The following is a 14,015-nucleotide window of genomic DNA, read 5'->3' as shown; positions in this document are numbered from 1 at the left end:
GCAGGGACAACGCCCGCTATAGCGCAGCACCTGCAAATACAGAAACCGGATGCCGTGGAGGTAAACACGGCGACTGGCCGGTGACAGCAAGCGCTCTTGAACCAGATGGCTGAAACAGACTTGTAAGTATTCAACCTTCAACTGGTCGGGCGAACGCCGATACGTGGATCACTTTTAAACTGGCGTTGACAGACTCCATAAAGACAACTGTGCTGGTTTCGGGGGAAAAGCCATGTTGGCACATGGCCTGGGTCATGGTCTGACGTAGTGTCCGTCAAATCACCTGATCTCGCGGGAAATTCCCAGGCCCATTCGCTGCCGCGAAGCGGAGCCGTTGTCTTCCCACATCAGGCATTTGATCTTGTTTCGATGTTTATTGGTGAAGGCGTAAAGATCGGTGGGGCATCACAGCTGTCTCAAAACAGCGCCTAGCAACTCGATGTTGCCGGCGTGCAAACCGGTGATGGAAACACCGCCGGGCAGTGAAACGGTCAGGCCATCGGCTCCGCCGATGCCAGCGCCAGGAACAGAAACGACCCGAGCAAACCCGGTGACCGTTTGCTTTTGCTTCAGACAGTCTTCAGTCAGGACCAGCTTCCGGCGCCAATAAACGAATTGATGATAAACCAGCGACTGTTGCTTGCAGTAAGCACTGCCCTGGTGTGTGCAACTACCATGAACGATTTCATAATCCAAGAATGCGACATTACTGGCGTAAAGCGGCTTGAACATCATCAAAACGTCGTACCCAAGGCTTTGCCTCTGTCAAAGTCGGTGGCAGTCGCTCTAGTGTGGCCCGAGCTTCCTGATAGCTCGTAAAACTGCCGTAGATAACGGAATACCAAGGCAAACCTCGACGCGAAGTACGCACATAAGCTGCCGTGTGTTTTATTTTATGACGCTCAATGTACTGCTTTATGGCTACCTCCGAACTGGCCGCTATCAATTGAATAGTAAAATAGTCAGAGGGTTGATCTTGTACCCAAGATTCCGTCCGGAAATAAGTCTGATCGTACCGCTCTGACTCCTCAGCATCCAAAGGACCTGAACGACTATCGCTTTGTCTGCCATCCGGCATTATTATAAAATCCACTCCGCTGATAAACGAGCCATCGCCCGAAACGGTAAGCTTGTGTCCGCCGGTATCTGTCAGCCCTAAACGCCTTAACTGCTGAGGTGAGATCCTTAGCCAGTATTCACCCGCTACCACTTGAGGGACTATGTAAAAGCCGTCCCAGCTGCTTGTCGTTTCACCCACTACCTCATGCTGATCGTTTAACAGTTCCAACTCGAGGTCGCCTATCCCGCGCTCGACGTCATTCTCCAGCAAGTATACGGTGCCATCAATTTCCGTAGTCAGGCTCACGGGAAATTCGAGCTCGGCCACGGTGCCGGGCCGTGGCACCAGGTTGAGCCCGGCAAGCTGAGGCGACCACTGAGGGTCCTCCAGCGTTGCCATATCCACCCCGATGTCGACGGACTGTTTAACGGGAAGATGATCAATATGGGCGATGCCCGCGGCGTTCGTTCGCGCCCTGTGCCGGCCGCCGTTGACCGTGAAACCGGCACCGGAAAGTGGCAGCTCATGGTCATCCATGACGCCGTTATTGTTGTCATCCAGAAACATCTTTACCGAAGCGGCGCCGCTGTTGGCCATCGGCCGAGCGTCGAATAGCCAGTCTGCCTGTCGCGGGTCTCGCCCCATGGCAACAAACAGCTGGACGCCGAGCGCAATCTCTCCCGTGTCGACATAGCTGGCATTAACGCCCAGCCCATAACGGCCCAGACTCTTTGTAAAACCGGCAGTATAGCGGGTTTGCGGTGAAGCAAAGGTATGCGCTACTCCCAAGGTCATGCGGTAGCCTTCACCCAGAGGTTTGTCCGCCGTGAACGCCAGCGTTGATATATCGCTCTCAGCGCCCAGAGTGTAATTCAGTTGGCTGCGTAAACTCATGTCGCGAACCCGGCGACTGATACGCAGCGTGCCCAATGTACGTTCAGTATCACCGGATGCCCGCCAGTTCAGCGTGTTAGTAAGGGCGGTACCGTAGGCATACGCGGATACCCGTGCGCTGACATCCGTGTTGGCAACGCCGGATTCCCGCTCGTCTCGCCTTGCCTCAATGGTCACCGGTAAACTTGAACGCTCCCCCACCGGAATGGAACCGCTAAGCCTAAGCTCATCCCGAGTGCGAAGAGGGTCGCTATAGGCGGGAAATACGTCGCTGTTGAAATCGCTCAAGTGTATGCGGCTCGCGTCCACCGCTACGCCGCCGACACGGGTTTGCATCCCGAGCTCGGCAAGCGAACCACCGTCCTCGGACTGGATAAAATCGCCGCTGATGCTCATGGATTGCCAGAACGTGCGCAGCCCCAGATTGGTGTACTGCTTTTCGGTATCATCTACCGGCGCCCGGATGAATCCAGCTGATGCAGAAAGGTAGCGGGAAAGGCCAAAGTCGAACTGAGCGACGGACCGGGGCTGTCCTTCATCGTCGCGATGTTCGGTAATGCTGTACTGGAACTCGCCGGGGCGCACCATGGATTGGGCCAGAGAGAAACTATATTGTTCCACCCGGGTCTGCCCCAGAGGCCCATTGAAGATCAACTGGAATTCATTACGCCCATAACTCAGGGGTTGATCTTCGAACCGATACCGGCCCTCAGAGTCGGCTAGTTGAAAGCCTACAAGGGCATCGTTGTAATAAAGCTCCACGTCCCAGCCAGGCGGCAGGTTGCCTTCAAAGACCTGCCGATCAAAGCTGGTAGGTTGCGTCAACGGGCGATTGCTTAACGTTACCCCTTCACCGCTACTGCCTCGAGTAACGTTGTCGACACTGGGCGCCGAGATACTGCCGAGCTGGAAAGACCGAGCTCGGAGCGGGCCGAGCAAGTTCCCGCCGGGGTCGTGACGACCAAGCGTGGCGCGCACATCCGGTGTTGGGTCCTGTTTGCGACTCGATAAATACAGGGACGACTCCATGCCCAGAAAATCGCCGGTAAGGAAGGCCGTATAGCGCGCGTCGGTTTGGGTATTACCGTCGTTTCTCCGTAGTTCGGTGGCGAACGTCTGGTCGATAAAAGGCGTGCTTAGCAACCGGTAAGGCTGCTCATAATGGGGATAACCCGGGTCTTCGTAGCCCCCTCGCATACCGGCCTGTTCCCCTAGGCGCTCACGTTTGAGTCGGGCCTGTAATGGCAATGCTTCGAGGGCGTGAACGCGCAGAGACAGGCTGGAGCGGTTGATCTCAAGTTCCACCGGCAGCCAGCGTTCAAGCAGAGACTTGGCAACGTAAATATCATCCGGCTCCGTTAAAACAAGGGCTGGATCAAAGCTTTCCGTCACTCCGGCGCGGGTAACGCGGGCTTCGTCCAGATTGAGACTGAACCCTCGGTCCTCGGTGAGAATAAAGCCGCTGGCGATTGCTTGTCCGGGCTGAGTCTTTATGGCGAGGGTGAGCAGCCGGGCTAACTCGCCCAGAGGCAGCAGCGTATGCTCTCCCAGGCCATAGGCAGGGATGGCATCGGAAAGCACCGACTGATCCAGGCGGACCTCAAGCAGAAGAAATTCCCGCTCTGTACTCTGGTATTGGGCAAGGAGATGCTGGGGATGCACAATCGACGCGAGCATCAACATTGCCACCGCCCATAGGCGAGCCCCGGGGCGAGTCAACGCGAAGACCACTTCAGGTAACACACATCAGGGCAGTTGCAGAACCGCCTCGGCCAGCAGCGCGCCGCCGTCCTCCGCCTGTTCTCGATAGGTGACCCGTAGGGCTCCGTTGGTGAGTTGCGAGCCGTTTAGCTGGCCCAGCGTAATGCTCGCGCGGCGTAAAGGGTTGGGTGTATAGACTGCAACGCCGTTGGCGCGGGCAATCACCTGCTTGCTACCGCTATGCGGAGTAAAGCTGATGGTTAGATCGCCATAGACAGACTGGTTGCCACTACGCTCCATAACAAACGCCAGGACCGGTGCTTTGTCAGCCGGCAGCCGCAGGTCGAGATGCGTCAGTGCAACACTGGCATCGGTGTTGCCATGACGCACAATCACTGGAATGGACGCGCCGACCAGGGCGGTCAGCATGATGCCGATCTCGTTATCGGCCGCGGCATCGCTGCTCTCGACGCTGGTTCTGCCCCTGGGATCCGGCTGCTTGGCGAACAGCATATGCGAGCGGTACTCGCCGGTTGCCAGATTAGCGGGTTTGCGGACCATAATCCGGACGGCCTGTCCGGCCCCGGGCGCAAGCGTAACTTGGCGGGGGGAGTACCTCAGCAGGTCCTCTGCGAACTGTTCGCCAGGCAGTGGAACGTCTATCTCGGAGAATGCGCCCGTTTCGCTCATGCGGCGATTGACCAGGGAAATGCGATAGGTTGCGCTCTCGGTGCCATTATTGATCAGTTCGAGTTGCGCCGCGCGCTGGTTTCCTGCAAAGACGATCCTGGTCGGATATAACATCAGATCAGCCAATGCATGGCTCACGGGTAAGAAAAGGAGGAGGACGAACAGGGTGATTCGGTGAAAGAAATTCATAGTTCTCTTTTTTCGGTTCAAGGCATGCGGCATCGTTCGGGATCCTTATTAGCTTAATCCGGGCGGGCCCCGAGGCGGGCGACTTCCGTTTAATTGTAGCTCACTGTCACGGAGAAGGTGCTGGAGTAGCTGCCGGGGGCTTGGTCGCTGCCCACGTTGAGCGTTCCTCCGACAGACAGAGCCTGTGAACCTCCGGCTCCGAGGTTCCCACCCGCGCCTGAGGGGGTACTGGTAAAGGTGTTGACGAACATACCGTTGCCCGGCCCCGTCAAGCTGACGACGTCATTAACAGGCAGTTGAATGGTATAGGTCGCGTTAGGGTCGCCACTGACCGTAAATTGTGCAGCGGTACCCAGGCTCGACGGTATCAGCACGACGCCGCCGCCGGCGCTGCGGTTGCCATTGGCGCTGACCGTCACGGAACCCCCGTTACCGGCCACAAAACTGCCAAAGGACAAATTCTGGACATTCTCGATCGCAATGTTTACTAGTGCCCAACTGGTGGGAGCCACCATGGACGCCAAGGCGACGCAGGCCAGTATTCTCGGCAAGCATGATTTCATTGCGGCGCTTCTTTTTGGAATGGGCATACTAGTTGTACGTCACGGTAACGCCGACATCGTTTCTGGCGAACCGGGTATCAACGGCGGCATTTAACAGGATGTTGCTCACCGGATCTCCGTTGAGCATTCCATCCTTATGCATGCGCTTAACACAACTGGCCAAGATCCTGATAGTTTGAAGGCAGTCATTACTCAAGACCGCCAATGATGTGGCTGAGGCGGAGTGGAGATGTCTATTGTCCGGGCCGGGTAAGCCAGCCCCCGGAAGACGTATGGTCAAGTTGGCCGTCACGTCGCTGGCAAGAGCGCTTGAGGCGTGTATCAAAACCGTATCACTGACATTGGCGGGAGCAATTACAACAGCACTGACCGAAGTTTTGACGCTGCCTGCGGATGCACTGGCACTGATAACGGCGATTGTCGTCATCAGCGCCAATTCAAGGGCGGCGCACCTGAAAAATCGTTGATACCCCACCCTTGGCCTCATCAGACTAGCACTCGCTTTTGTCGAGCTCGGCGAGCTCTCAGTTGTACTCTACAGTCGCTGTCACGTCGCCCGTATAAGTACCCGCAGCCTGGGCTATACCCACGTCCAGCACTCCACCCAGATAAATGGACTGGGTGCCACCGGTGCCCAGCGTACCGCCTGTGACTTCACCCGTTACTGCGCCGCCCGCGGTAAGGTCACTGATCTTGGTCAAAACCATGGTGTTAGGCGTACCAGCGCCATCAGACAGCGAGGCAGCGCCGGACCAGGTAATGGTATAGGTCGCGTTATTATCACCCGTGACGTCGAATTGGGCGGCGGTTGGAGTGGAACCTATGGTAGACAGGATAGCCCCTCCGGTCGCTGTACGGGCACCACTGGTGTCAACGGTCACGGTACCAACAACGACGGCGTCAGGCGCAAATTTACCGAAGACCAGATCCGCCGTTTTTGTGATCCCGATTGGCGCGATTACGGTGGCGGTCGACGCGGTTGACTTTGCGGCGGCAAAGCTGTTGGATGCCCCGAAAGCGCCTAGAGCGACGATCGAAGCCAGCGCCGCACGACGGAAAATCTTGCTCTGAAAAATGGATGAGTTCATTGTAATTCCCCTGTTAAGCCATGCCGCCGGATTATGACCGTTAGCAATCGCTTGATTTAATACCAGTCGGGGGATTCGAAAACACAACAGAGATGGTGGATACGGTGAACCCATACCCGGAAGAACCACATGAAATGTCGGCGATCCCGCTGTCATAGAACTGTTAAGTCCGTTAGACCGGTGACTTTGCGTCCCCGCCTTTCGACGGGTTTGCCTTTTTTTACATTTTCAGAGTAGCTGAGGCTTGCTTTCTTAGCAAGTAAGGTCAGTAAATTCGTGCGCATGTTAGATATTGCAGGATGGCCACCCACTATTCTGATTCAGCATAGAAAATAATACTTTGCCAGAGATTTCTGATGCCAATCGTTACGGTGATTTTCAACCCAGTTGTCCAAATAGCTGCACCTAAGCCGCCTATTTGTTGCGCTGAATTTCCTGCCCTAAATATCGTTGAAAAATTGATTAGATAAAAAGGGAAATTCGGAAGTACGAAAAATATTTCAGGCGATGTAGCAATCACGATATAGTCAATAGGTAGTACGACATGCAACCGCCAAGTACGCCCACAAAAAGCCCTCCGAGATTCAAATAGGCCAGAATGGCTGTGATGCCTAGGGAAACCAGTGTAGCGACAATTGAGATCTGCATTTCCTGCAAAAAAATATACACGATAAAATTTAGAAAAACAGCCGAGGGTAGAATCGTCTCCATCCACTTTACTAGCCCCGCGGGAAACTGAAAGTCGTAGACCACCGGCAATATTCGGACCAGTAGGCTCGTAAAAAGAAGTGCCGCGATGGCAGTGATTATGCCTTCATTCATGTTTTTCCCATTTGTCCAAAATGACAGCCGTAATGATTACGCTTGGGATCCAGAAATAAGTTGGCCCTAACAACGAGTAGAAAGCAGCGGCCAATAACAAGCAGGTAGCCATCATCACCAACTGCATGAGATAAATACCGGATACCCGCATCTTTATTTGTGAGACAGAAAGGTGAATAAGCACAACGCTGGCCGGAAATCCTAGGTGTATATCTGTACTGAGCCAAGCATTGGGAATGATCTTGGAAATCATCGCGCCTATCACCCCGGAGACCACCCAAAATACGAAGATAGTCAATCGAATGCTGAGAGTATCTTTAACCGTATCGCTGTTTCTTTCCGTTGCGTAAGCTTCATCACCGAGCATGTGTGAAACAAAAGTTCTGGCAAAAAATGTCTTTGGCAGCCTTTCGGTTGTGGTGAATGCAATTGGAAAGTACCGACTGTTAATGGATGTGCAGATAATCAGCATTGTTAGGAAGCTGGCATTGGCCTCTGCTAGCGGTAGCAATGCAAACTGGCCGCTACCTGTAAAGCCGAGAAGTCCGGCGGCCAGAATTTCAAGAATGCTCCAGCCTGCTCGGTGCGCCAGCACTCCGAAAAGCATGCTCACTGGGATAATGGCAATAGCGGATGGGAGTACCCTGAGGAAAGGCCGTCTTATGGGCGACGCCTTCCCTCGGTCCCGGTCTAAAGTTCTTTCAAGGCTTGTAGAATCGCGCATACGGTTAGGCCATAGATGTTCGTTCGTGAGCGGGCCCGTATGCTCGGTTGTGCCAGCGGTTGATTTCAATCACCCATATATCCCGGTAACCCACATCACCTTCCTCCGGCTCGATGTTGCTGGCGTAATGAATGAAACGCTCGTCATCGATCAGAATGGCCTGGTTTTCATCCAAGATGGTTCGGAACAAGATTTCCCGGGTTGTTGGATCGATCACATGGGTTTCCCCGCCCTTAACATTGTTTCTCCTTGCTACGGCGATAACGCTGAACTCGTGGCCATCCCTGTGCGGTCCTTCTGGTACCGTGACGCCCTTGTATTCAACATTCGCGGTTACCCGGATCTGGTTGACGTTGATCTGGAACATTTCATTGAGCTCAACGGGCAACTGATTCAATACCGCTGCAACCAAGGCCGTTAGATCCCCGACAATTTGTTCGCGGTGCCTTGGTACGCCGCCGGCCTCGGCCAACTTTATGTAGTCGGCAGATTGAACATAATTTCTCTTTGGAAGGGGTGCAAAAACCCACTCCCCTTCTTCCCAGTATCCAATGTACTGAGTCAAGCGAAGCTCTCTGTGCCTACCCAGACTGTGCATATCTCGCGGCATACTGTCGAATGAACCCAATAGGCTTTGGGGGATCTCAGGCATATCGATTACGCAGTATCCATTCTCCAAATAGTCACTATTGGCGCTATTCTTAAGGGCGATTTGTTCGGCTAAAGCTGTCATATATTTATCCCTTATTTGGCAGGTTCAAGATCAAAAGTGGCAACTTCGTAAGGCTGTATAGCTTCAATGTGCTTTTTGGTGATGCCTCGATAGAAATCGCAGGCCGATTCTTCTACCGCTTTTATTGAGTCGAACTTCTTTTCAAGAGGACCTAGGCAAAGTCCGCCACAAAAGCCCTCAATTTCACAGCCATTGCAGAAATTCGGATTCTCCCGCCGTAACTTCGCGTGTTCCAAGTAGGGTTTTTCGTTCAGAATTTTAGTCTCATCGCGAATATCCCCCAGCAAAGTTGATCCTGCCTTGCAGGAGAAGACTGATCCATTAGGCTCGATACTGAACTGAGCGCCCTTAGCCGAGCAGTTCTTGAATCCCCGGTAGCTGACCGCATCAAAGCCCAGCATGACTTGGAAAATCTGATGCCAATAGCCAGTCAACACCACGCCTTTTTCGCGGCCGTACTGAACAACACGCCATAGTCGATCAACGATGTTCCCGGCGCCATACTCGGAATAAAAAGTGGGGTCAAAATCAACGACGACGCCAATCTCCTTGGCGTCAACCTCGACTGCCAAATCTACTATCCCTTCATCAAAGTCGTCCCATGTTGCTGACGTCAGCGCCGCGTTTAGGGCCACCCTATTATTATATTGCTGCAGTTTTCTTAGCCCTCTCATGACAACTGGCATGCTGTCATCCCCGTTTTTGAGCGGACGGTTAGGACTGTTCGGCGAGTCCACACTGACGCACACGGCCACTTCGTGCTCGCGGAAAGTCTTGGACACCTCATCGGTGATCAAAGAACCATTGGTCACCGTCGAGTAGTGGATGATCATTTCATCCTTATCACCGCGACCAAACCTCTCCAGAACCGCCTTTATCGTGCGCCAGTTCAACAAGGGTTCCCCCCCAAAAAACTGAACCATGATCTCTTGAACACCTTCCGATCTCGCAACTCTTAATGCGGATTCAACATAAGCAACGCCGTCTTCCGGCTTCATTGAGCGATTCTGGGGACTGTACTGGTGTTCGAACCGCTCTTTGGAAGCATACATCGAGTTTTCAATGTTTACTTTGATACTGTCCTTAGCAATGATTCTAGACTCTTCGACCTTATTGACCTCATCCTCAACCGACATCTCTTTGCCCTGAACGCCTTCAAAGCAGTAAGTGCAGCCAAAATTACAGGCATTGGCCAAAATCAGCTGGATGATATTTACTTTTTTCTCTATTTGAGGCGTCGAGTGCTGTACTTTTGAAGCCGTGCTTTCTAGCAATATACGCCTGGCAATCAATTGCTGAACCAATTCTTCTTTTCGATTTCTGGCCTGCCCTTTCAAAACAGATTCCGGCACAGATTTACTTCTTTTAAAGGATTGCAGAACCTCTTGGCCGGCATCATCCAAGAAGAAAAGACCTCCCAAGAGTCTGTGGTAGGTTGCTGTCCTATCCCCAACCCGTTGCTGGATAATATCTTTAGATAAAGTAAATTTTTTTGTTTCTACTGCAGTTATCACGAAGCAACCCTCATCCTTTAGATGTATCAACGGCCACCCTTTCGGGTGGCCTGGTAAACTACTTGGTCAAACGAGTAGCTAACTGAACACCTTTCTGTCCTAGTGTGCCGCCCACAGTTCCACCGACTGTGCCGCCAACGGTACCGCCAACGGTACCGCCAACTGTGCCTGCAACTGGATTAACTTTGCTGTCAAATTTCATAGTATTTCCCTTTAAGTATTTTTAAGCAGGAAGCCTTTGCCTCTTTACAAAGACAAGAAGGCCTCGTCCTGAATCCCAAAATTTAACCGGAGCGTGCAAAAAAACACTCGGGATCTTTTTAGAGTCCAAAGAGATTCTAGTTATAAGGACGGAAAGGGGTCTTGTATGATCGTGCAGATTTGGGGTCTACTTGCGAAGTATGAGATCAGCCCACCGGCCGGGAGGCAATCCGTAAGCTTTCGAAAAATGGTGCGTCATGTGACTTTGATCTGTGAAGCCACAGGCTGCAGCGACGTCAACCAAAGCCATCCCAGTGCTAATCATGCTCTTGGCCTTATCAAGGCGCCGCATGCTCAGATACCGATAGGGGCTTGTTCCAAACAAAGCACGGAAATCCCTCGAGAGACACCATCGATCAGTATCGGAGACTTGTTCAAGGCGATCCATGGTGACCGCTTCGTTGGTGGCGTCGAGTATGAACTGTCTGGCCGACTCGGCGGCTTTGTAATTTAATTTTTTGCGCTGCTCCTTTTTCCCGGATGCGTCATTAAGAGCCTGCGCGATATCATAGATCCCATCATCCTCTTCCAGGCTATCTAACTGAAAGTCAAGATTGGTGAGCATGTTGGAGATGGCGGATACGATTCGTTGATCTGATGAAATGCCTCCCGGAATAAAAGGCAGCGGCTTACCCCCGAGTACTTGCTGAATTACCTCTGGCGGAATGTAGAGGATTTTATAGTGAAAACCCTCTACAGTTCCCGCTTCTCCATCGTGCAACTCATCTGGATGTATAACGACCGCATTTCCCGGCATACTATGTCGCATGGACTTCTGGTAGCTAAAACTATGCACACCGTTGAGGGTAATTCCTAAGGCATATGTATCGTGTCTGTGAGGCGAAAATCCATGACTGGAAAAGAAAGCCTCCATCCTTTCTATTTTTGCAGTTGGGTAAGAAACCTTTGTCCAGTCCTTTGTATACTTCATTTAATCATCCCGATTTTAAATATGGCCCATAGCATTCTTCGTTAGCAGATCAATCTTTAATAGCTTCCTTCATCGACTCATCCAGAGAGAGCACGGTTTTCGCGCGTCGAATATCTCGATCCAATTCCGCTTCTGTTTCAGCCTCATCCCGTTCGTGATGCCCATGCAAATGGTGGCGAATCAACCGTTTCACCTTGTCCCGTTTTTCGTCCAGCTCTTTAAAGGTGCCAGACCATTCCTTCGCGGCGTCCGACGACATTCTGCAGCCGTCGATAGCAAACAGCTCGTTACCCAGAAGGCCCTGTTCATGGCACACCAGCAGTATTTGTTCGAACAGTTCTTCAATCTCATCGGCGTGCTGACCGACAAACTTGGCCAAGGTGGTGAAGTGCGGGACGGTATCGCAGGATAAAGCTTTAAAAATGATGTTGGTCTCGCAGCACCACTGGATCTCGCGGCTGGAGGTGATGCCTTTGGAGTAAGCAAACAGAATGATCTTCAACAGAATGACCGGATCGTAGGCCAGGCGGCCGGTGTCGTCGTTGCGATATTTCGGGTGAAAAACCGTCAGGTCCAGCTTGTGCTCAATCAGGTAGTGAACCGCGTGCTCGAAGGTGCCGGGCTGGAGCTGCTCTCGGTAGTTGATGACCACCATCGTATCCTGATCGTAGTTGTAGTGCTTAAAACGAGGCATTCCGACGGCTCCCTGTCTGTTTTCTCAATACTACCAAAAACCGTTCGGTTTGGGGTTTTTCTACAGCCTCAACGCCGCAATCACGCGCTTGTCGCGTGCATTGCCTTGTTATCTGACTTACTCAATGATGCATGGTGAATATCCGCGATGTGTACCAGAGCACTGTCGATGTATCTGCACGCACGGCTGTGGAACGAAGCCGCAATGCAGTAGCCGTCGCCGTCGCCGTGCCTGTGATTTTTATATTCCTACCTCGGCCACGTCTATGGTTTCAGGCTCAGCGTGAGCTTGCCTAATCCACGCCCCCATTTGTTCATGGTCGAGAATGAAGTGCATGTATTCTGCAGACGCAGTCGAAACATTGATCCCGTAGGTTTTAAATCGCGACGCAACCGGAGCGAACATGCAATCCGCAATAGAGAACTCACCGAACAACCACGGACCAACACTCGAATAGGTTTCTCGGTACTGTGACCAGATTTGATCTATCCGAGCCACCTCCCGTTCAAGAGTTGCATTGAGAGGGACTTTGCGCCCGACCGCGCGGCAATTCATTGGCAATTGGCCTCGAATCTCCGGGAAGCCCGAGTGCATTTCAGCACTGCAGGATCTTGCGTCTGCTCGTGCACGAACAGAGCTCGGCCATCCACCGCCATCCAGATACTGCTCTGAAATGTATTCGCAAATTGCAGCGAATCACATACGGTCAGATCACCGTCCTTAAGCACAGGGACTTTCCCTGCATCAGTGTGCTGGGCAATAGCGGTGTAAGTATCGTCCTGGTCCAGTGGAATCCGCACTTCCTTAAAAGCTAGACCGTGAACCGACAAAAACAGCCATGGCCTTAACGACCATGACGAGTAATTTTTATTCCCTATTACGAGCTCCAAAGTTCACTCGTTGAAATATAACGCCCGGCTCACACGCCGGTCTGAAGCCGCGGAACGGCGTAAAATCGGTCGTTGTGCAGCTGATTGTTAAATCTTTATGTGTACGGTATCCCGTACAATAACAGTATTCCGTACAGGAGCTATCTTATGGATGCAATTAGCTACACAGCTGCAAGAACCAATTTAGCAAAAACCATGGATAAGGTCTGTGAAGACTATCTGTACTGGCAAAAAACCGACAAAAAGGCGCTTAACCGAATCAGCAAGTTGATTAAGGAAACCAAGCGCGAACCGTTCGAAGGTATTGGTAAACCAGAGCCCCTAAAGCATAGTCTGACTGGCTACTGGTCTCGCCGAATCAATAAAGAAGATCACATGGTCTACAAGGTCACGGATGACGCTCTACTTACCGTTCAGTTCCGGTATCATTACTGATTTAACGCCTGCAATAAACGGCGCGAGAAACGAGCGCCCGGCGACCGTAAAGAGTGTACTTAAAAAACTTTTTAGCGTTTTATTTACTCAACTCTACGCTGTTTGAGAATTTTTTATATTTCATTTACTGCATTTTGCTCTTCAATTTGAAGTGCATTCGGCTCAACGGTTGCCTCAAATGATTGGCATGCTAGAAAAGCTGAAACATCGCCCGTTAATATGGTTATCAGATCTGCTTTCCATTGTACATCGCCCAAATCGCAGCAGCGAATGCCAATAAAACAGTTAATGCGTAAAAAGGTTTTAGTCTTTGGCTTTTATTTTTTGTTCGATTTTATAATTTTCAGCCCTAAAGCGACGGCTCCTTTGATTTCTATTGGAGTTCGCTTGAATATTTTATTTTTATCTAAGGCATCTTCTTCAGTGATGCCTTCTTGAATCAAGTAACAAACCACATTTAGCTTAATGGAAACGGCTCCCTGTCGGCTGCCTAACACCTAAGCATTTAATGGCCGTCGCAGCATGACTTTTGAATGTCTGTTGGACTAAGCCCCAGGAACAGAGCCATCGGGCTGCGTATAAGGATAAAGTAATTTTCGGGCAGGAGCCGGAACGGTAGGTCTGGTGCCAGATGCGAATCAATACCGGCCGGTTTTGGTCTCAGTAAATCCGTCACGAGGCGGTTCCTTGTTGTGATTTTCCTCAGACTACCTCTCAGATACTACTTTTTCCAGCCTTCGACCGCAGAGAAGCCCGGTTCACAACGAACTGTCAGTTTTCACCCACCGGATCAAGACGAACGGAATCTCTAGCCCGTCGGCACCGC

At 51.8% G+C, this 14,015-nt stretch carries 14 protein-coding genes, 1 pseudogene and 1 riboswitch; of the genes and pseudogenes, 2 read left to right on the top strand and 13 right to left on the bottom strand.

All coding sequences use genetic code 11. The features are described from left to right. Positions 1 to 405 precede the first annotated feature (405 nt). The 4 genes from MIH18_RS00960 to MIH18_RS00945 form a co-directional block, all read right to left on the bottom strand. On the bottom strand, positions 406 to 735 hold the full coding sequence (locus MIH18_RS00960; protein WP_249008906.1) for an IS66 family insertion sequence element accessory protein TnpB: 330 nt from the start codon (positions 733 to 735) through the stop codon (positions 406 to 408). Next, positions 707 to 3,631: an SPOR domain-containing protein gene (locus tag MIH18_RS00955; RefSeq protein WP_249013654.1), complete on the bottom strand. Its 2,925-nt coding sequence runs from the start codon at positions 3,629 to 3,631 to the stop codon at positions 707 to 709. Before MIH18_RS00955 ends, MIH18_RS00960 begins: the two co-directional genes overlap by 29 nt. 69 nt (positions 3,632 to 3,700) lie before the next feature. After that, positions 3,701 to 4,534, bottom strand: a complete 834-nt coding sequence (locus tag MIH18_RS00950) for a molecular chaperone (protein ID WP_249008908.1) — start codon at positions 4,532 to 4,534, stop codon at positions 3,701 to 3,703. 89 nt (positions 4,535 to 4,623) lie between these two features. Beyond that, positions 4,624 to 5,097, bottom strand: coding sequence for a DUF4402 domain-containing protein (locus MIH18_RS00945; RefSeq protein WP_249008909.1), 474 nt, complete (start codon positions 5,095 to 5,097; stop codon positions 4,624 to 4,626). Between the two features lie 272 nt (positions 5,098 to 5,369). On the opposite strand from MIH18_RS00945, the gene MIH18_RS00940 reads away from it, so the two are divergent. After that, the gene (locus MIH18_RS00940) at positions 5,370 to 5,564 is read left to right on the top strand and encodes a hypothetical protein (RefSeq protein WP_249008910.1); all 195 of its coding nucleotides are present in this window, start codon (positions 5,370 to 5,372) and stop codon (positions 5,562 to 5,564) included. 57 nt (positions 5,565 to 5,621) lie between these two features. On the opposite strand, the gene MIH18_RS00935 is transcribed toward MIH18_RS00940, so the two are convergent. The 9 genes and pseudogenes from MIH18_RS00935 to MIH18_RS00900 form a co-directional block, all read right to left on the bottom strand. Continuing rightward, a complete protein-coding gene (locus tag MIH18_RS00935; protein ID WP_249008911.1) occupies positions 5,622 to 6,185 on the bottom strand; it encodes a DUF4402 domain-containing protein in 564 nt (187 codons plus the stop codon). Between the two features lie 136 nt (positions 6,186 to 6,321). Then, positions 6,322 to 6,410, bottom strand: a riboswitch (cyclic di-GMP riboswitch). An 85-nt stretch (positions 6,411 to 6,495) separates the two neighbouring features. Then, positions 6,496 to 6,900: a hypothetical protein gene (locus MIH18_RS00930; protein WP_249008912.1), complete on the bottom strand. Its 405-nt coding sequence runs from the start codon at positions 6,898 to 6,900 to the stop codon at positions 6,496 to 6,498. Positions 6,901 to 6,999: 99 nt separating this feature from the next. After that, positions 7,000 to 7,731 (bottom strand): AzlC family ABC transporter permease, encoded by a 732-nt coding sequence (locus MIH18_RS00925; protein WP_249008913.1) that lies wholly within the window; start codon positions 7,729 to 7,731, stop codon positions 7,000 to 7,002. Between the two features lie 4 nt (positions 7,732 to 7,735). Next, on the bottom strand, positions 7,736 to 8,464 hold the full coding sequence (locus MIH18_RS00920) for a 2OG-Fe dioxygenase family protein (RefSeq protein WP_249008914.1): 729 nt from the start codon (positions 8,462 to 8,464) through the stop codon (positions 7,736 to 7,738). A gap of 11 nt (positions 8,465 to 8,475) precedes the next feature. Beyond that, positions 8,476 to 9,978: a radical SAM protein gene (locus MIH18_RS00915; protein ID WP_249008915.1), complete on the bottom strand. Its 1,503-nt coding sequence runs from the start codon at positions 9,976 to 9,978 to the stop codon at positions 8,476 to 8,478. 388 nt (positions 9,979 to 10,366) lie between these two features. Beyond that, positions 10,367 to 11,170: an AraC family transcriptional regulator gene (locus MIH18_RS00910; protein ID WP_249008916.1), complete on the bottom strand. Its 804-nt coding sequence runs from the start codon at positions 11,168 to 11,170 to the stop codon at positions 10,367 to 10,369. Positions 11,171 to 11,234: 64 nt separating this feature from the next. Then, a pseudogene (locus tag MIH18_RS00905) lies at positions 11,235 to 11,864 on the bottom strand (transposase); the annotation flags it as partial. Between the two features lie 240 nt (positions 11,865 to 12,104). Beyond that, positions 12,105 to 12,419: a glutathione S-transferase C-terminal domain-containing protein gene (locus MIH18_RS24000; protein WP_349293794.1), complete on the bottom strand. Its 315-nt coding sequence runs from the start codon at positions 12,417 to 12,419 to the stop codon at positions 12,105 to 12,107. Beyond that, positions 12,416 to 12,694 carry a hypothetical protein gene (locus MIH18_RS00900; protein ID WP_249008917.1) on the bottom strand — a complete coding sequence of 93 codons (279 nt, stop codon included), beginning with the start codon at positions 12,692 to 12,694 and terminating at the stop codon, positions 12,416 to 12,418. The genes MIH18_RS24000 and MIH18_RS00900 overlap by 4 nt, the downstream gene beginning before the upstream one ends. 255 nt (positions 12,695 to 12,949) lie before the next feature. Here MIH18_RS00900 and MIH18_RS00895 point away from each other — a divergent pair, with 255 nt between their 5' ends. Beyond that, on the top strand, positions 12,950 to 13,189 hold the full coding sequence (locus tag MIH18_RS00895; protein WP_249008989.1) for a Txe/YoeB family addiction module toxin: 240 nt from the start codon (positions 12,950 to 12,952) through the stop codon (positions 13,187 to 13,189). Positions 13,190 to 14,015: the final 826 nt, after the last annotated feature.

Source organism: Marinobacter sp. M3C, assembly GCF_023311895.1.
GTDB lineage: Bacteria > Pseudomonadota > Gammaproteobacteria > Pseudomonadales > Oleiphilaceae > Marinobacter.
This window is presented reverse-complemented; position numbering and strand designations above follow the sequence as displayed.

What these genes read in the sequence shown, in the direction of transcription:
- MIH18_RS00920 (WP_249008914.1), bottom strand. Translation starts at nt 8,464, where the DNA reads ATGACAGCTTTAGCCGAACAAATCGCCCTTAAGAATAGCGCCAATAGT.
- MIH18_RS00945 (WP_249008909.1), bottom strand. Translation starts at nt 5,097, where the DNA reads ATGAAATCATGCTTGCCGAGAATACTGGCCTGCGTCGCCTTGGCGTCC.
- MIH18_RS00955 (WP_249013654.1), bottom strand. Translation starts at nt 3,631, where the DNA reads ATGCTCGCGTCGATTGTGCATCCCCAGCATCTCCTTGCCCAATACCAG.
- MIH18_RS00910 (WP_249008916.1), bottom strand. Translation starts at nt 11,170, where the DNA reads ATGAAGTATACAAAGGACTGGACAAAGGTTTCTTACCCAACTGCAAAA.
- MIH18_RS00895 (WP_249008989.1), top strand. Translation starts at nt 12,950, where the DNA reads ATGGATAAGGTCTGTGAAGACTATCTGTACTGGCAAAAAACCGACAAA.
- MIH18_RS00960 (WP_249008906.1), bottom strand. Translation starts at nt 735, where the DNA reads ATGATGTTCAAGCCGCTTTACGCCAGTAATGTCGCATTCTTGGATTAT.
- MIH18_RS00935 (WP_249008911.1), bottom strand. Translation starts at nt 6,185, where the DNA reads ATGAACTCATCCATTTTTCAGAGCAAGATTTTCCGTCGTGCGGCGCTG.
- MIH18_RS00950 (WP_249008908.1), bottom strand. Translation starts at nt 4,534, where the DNA reads ATGAATTTCTTTCACCGAATCACCCTGTTCGTCCTCCTCCTTTTCTTA.
- MIH18_RS00940 (WP_249008910.1), top strand. Translation starts at nt 5,370, where the DNA reads ATGGTCAAGTTGGCCGTCACGTCGCTGGCAAGAGCGCTTGAGGCGTGT.
- MIH18_RS00925 (WP_249008913.1), bottom strand. Translation starts at nt 7,731, where the DNA reads ATGCGCGATTCTACAAGCCTTGAAAGAACTTTAGACCGGGACCGAGGG.
- MIH18_RS24000 (WP_349293794.1), bottom strand. Translation starts at nt 12,419, where the DNA reads ATGAATTGCCGCGCGGTCGGGCGCAAAGTCCCTCTCAATGCAACTCTT.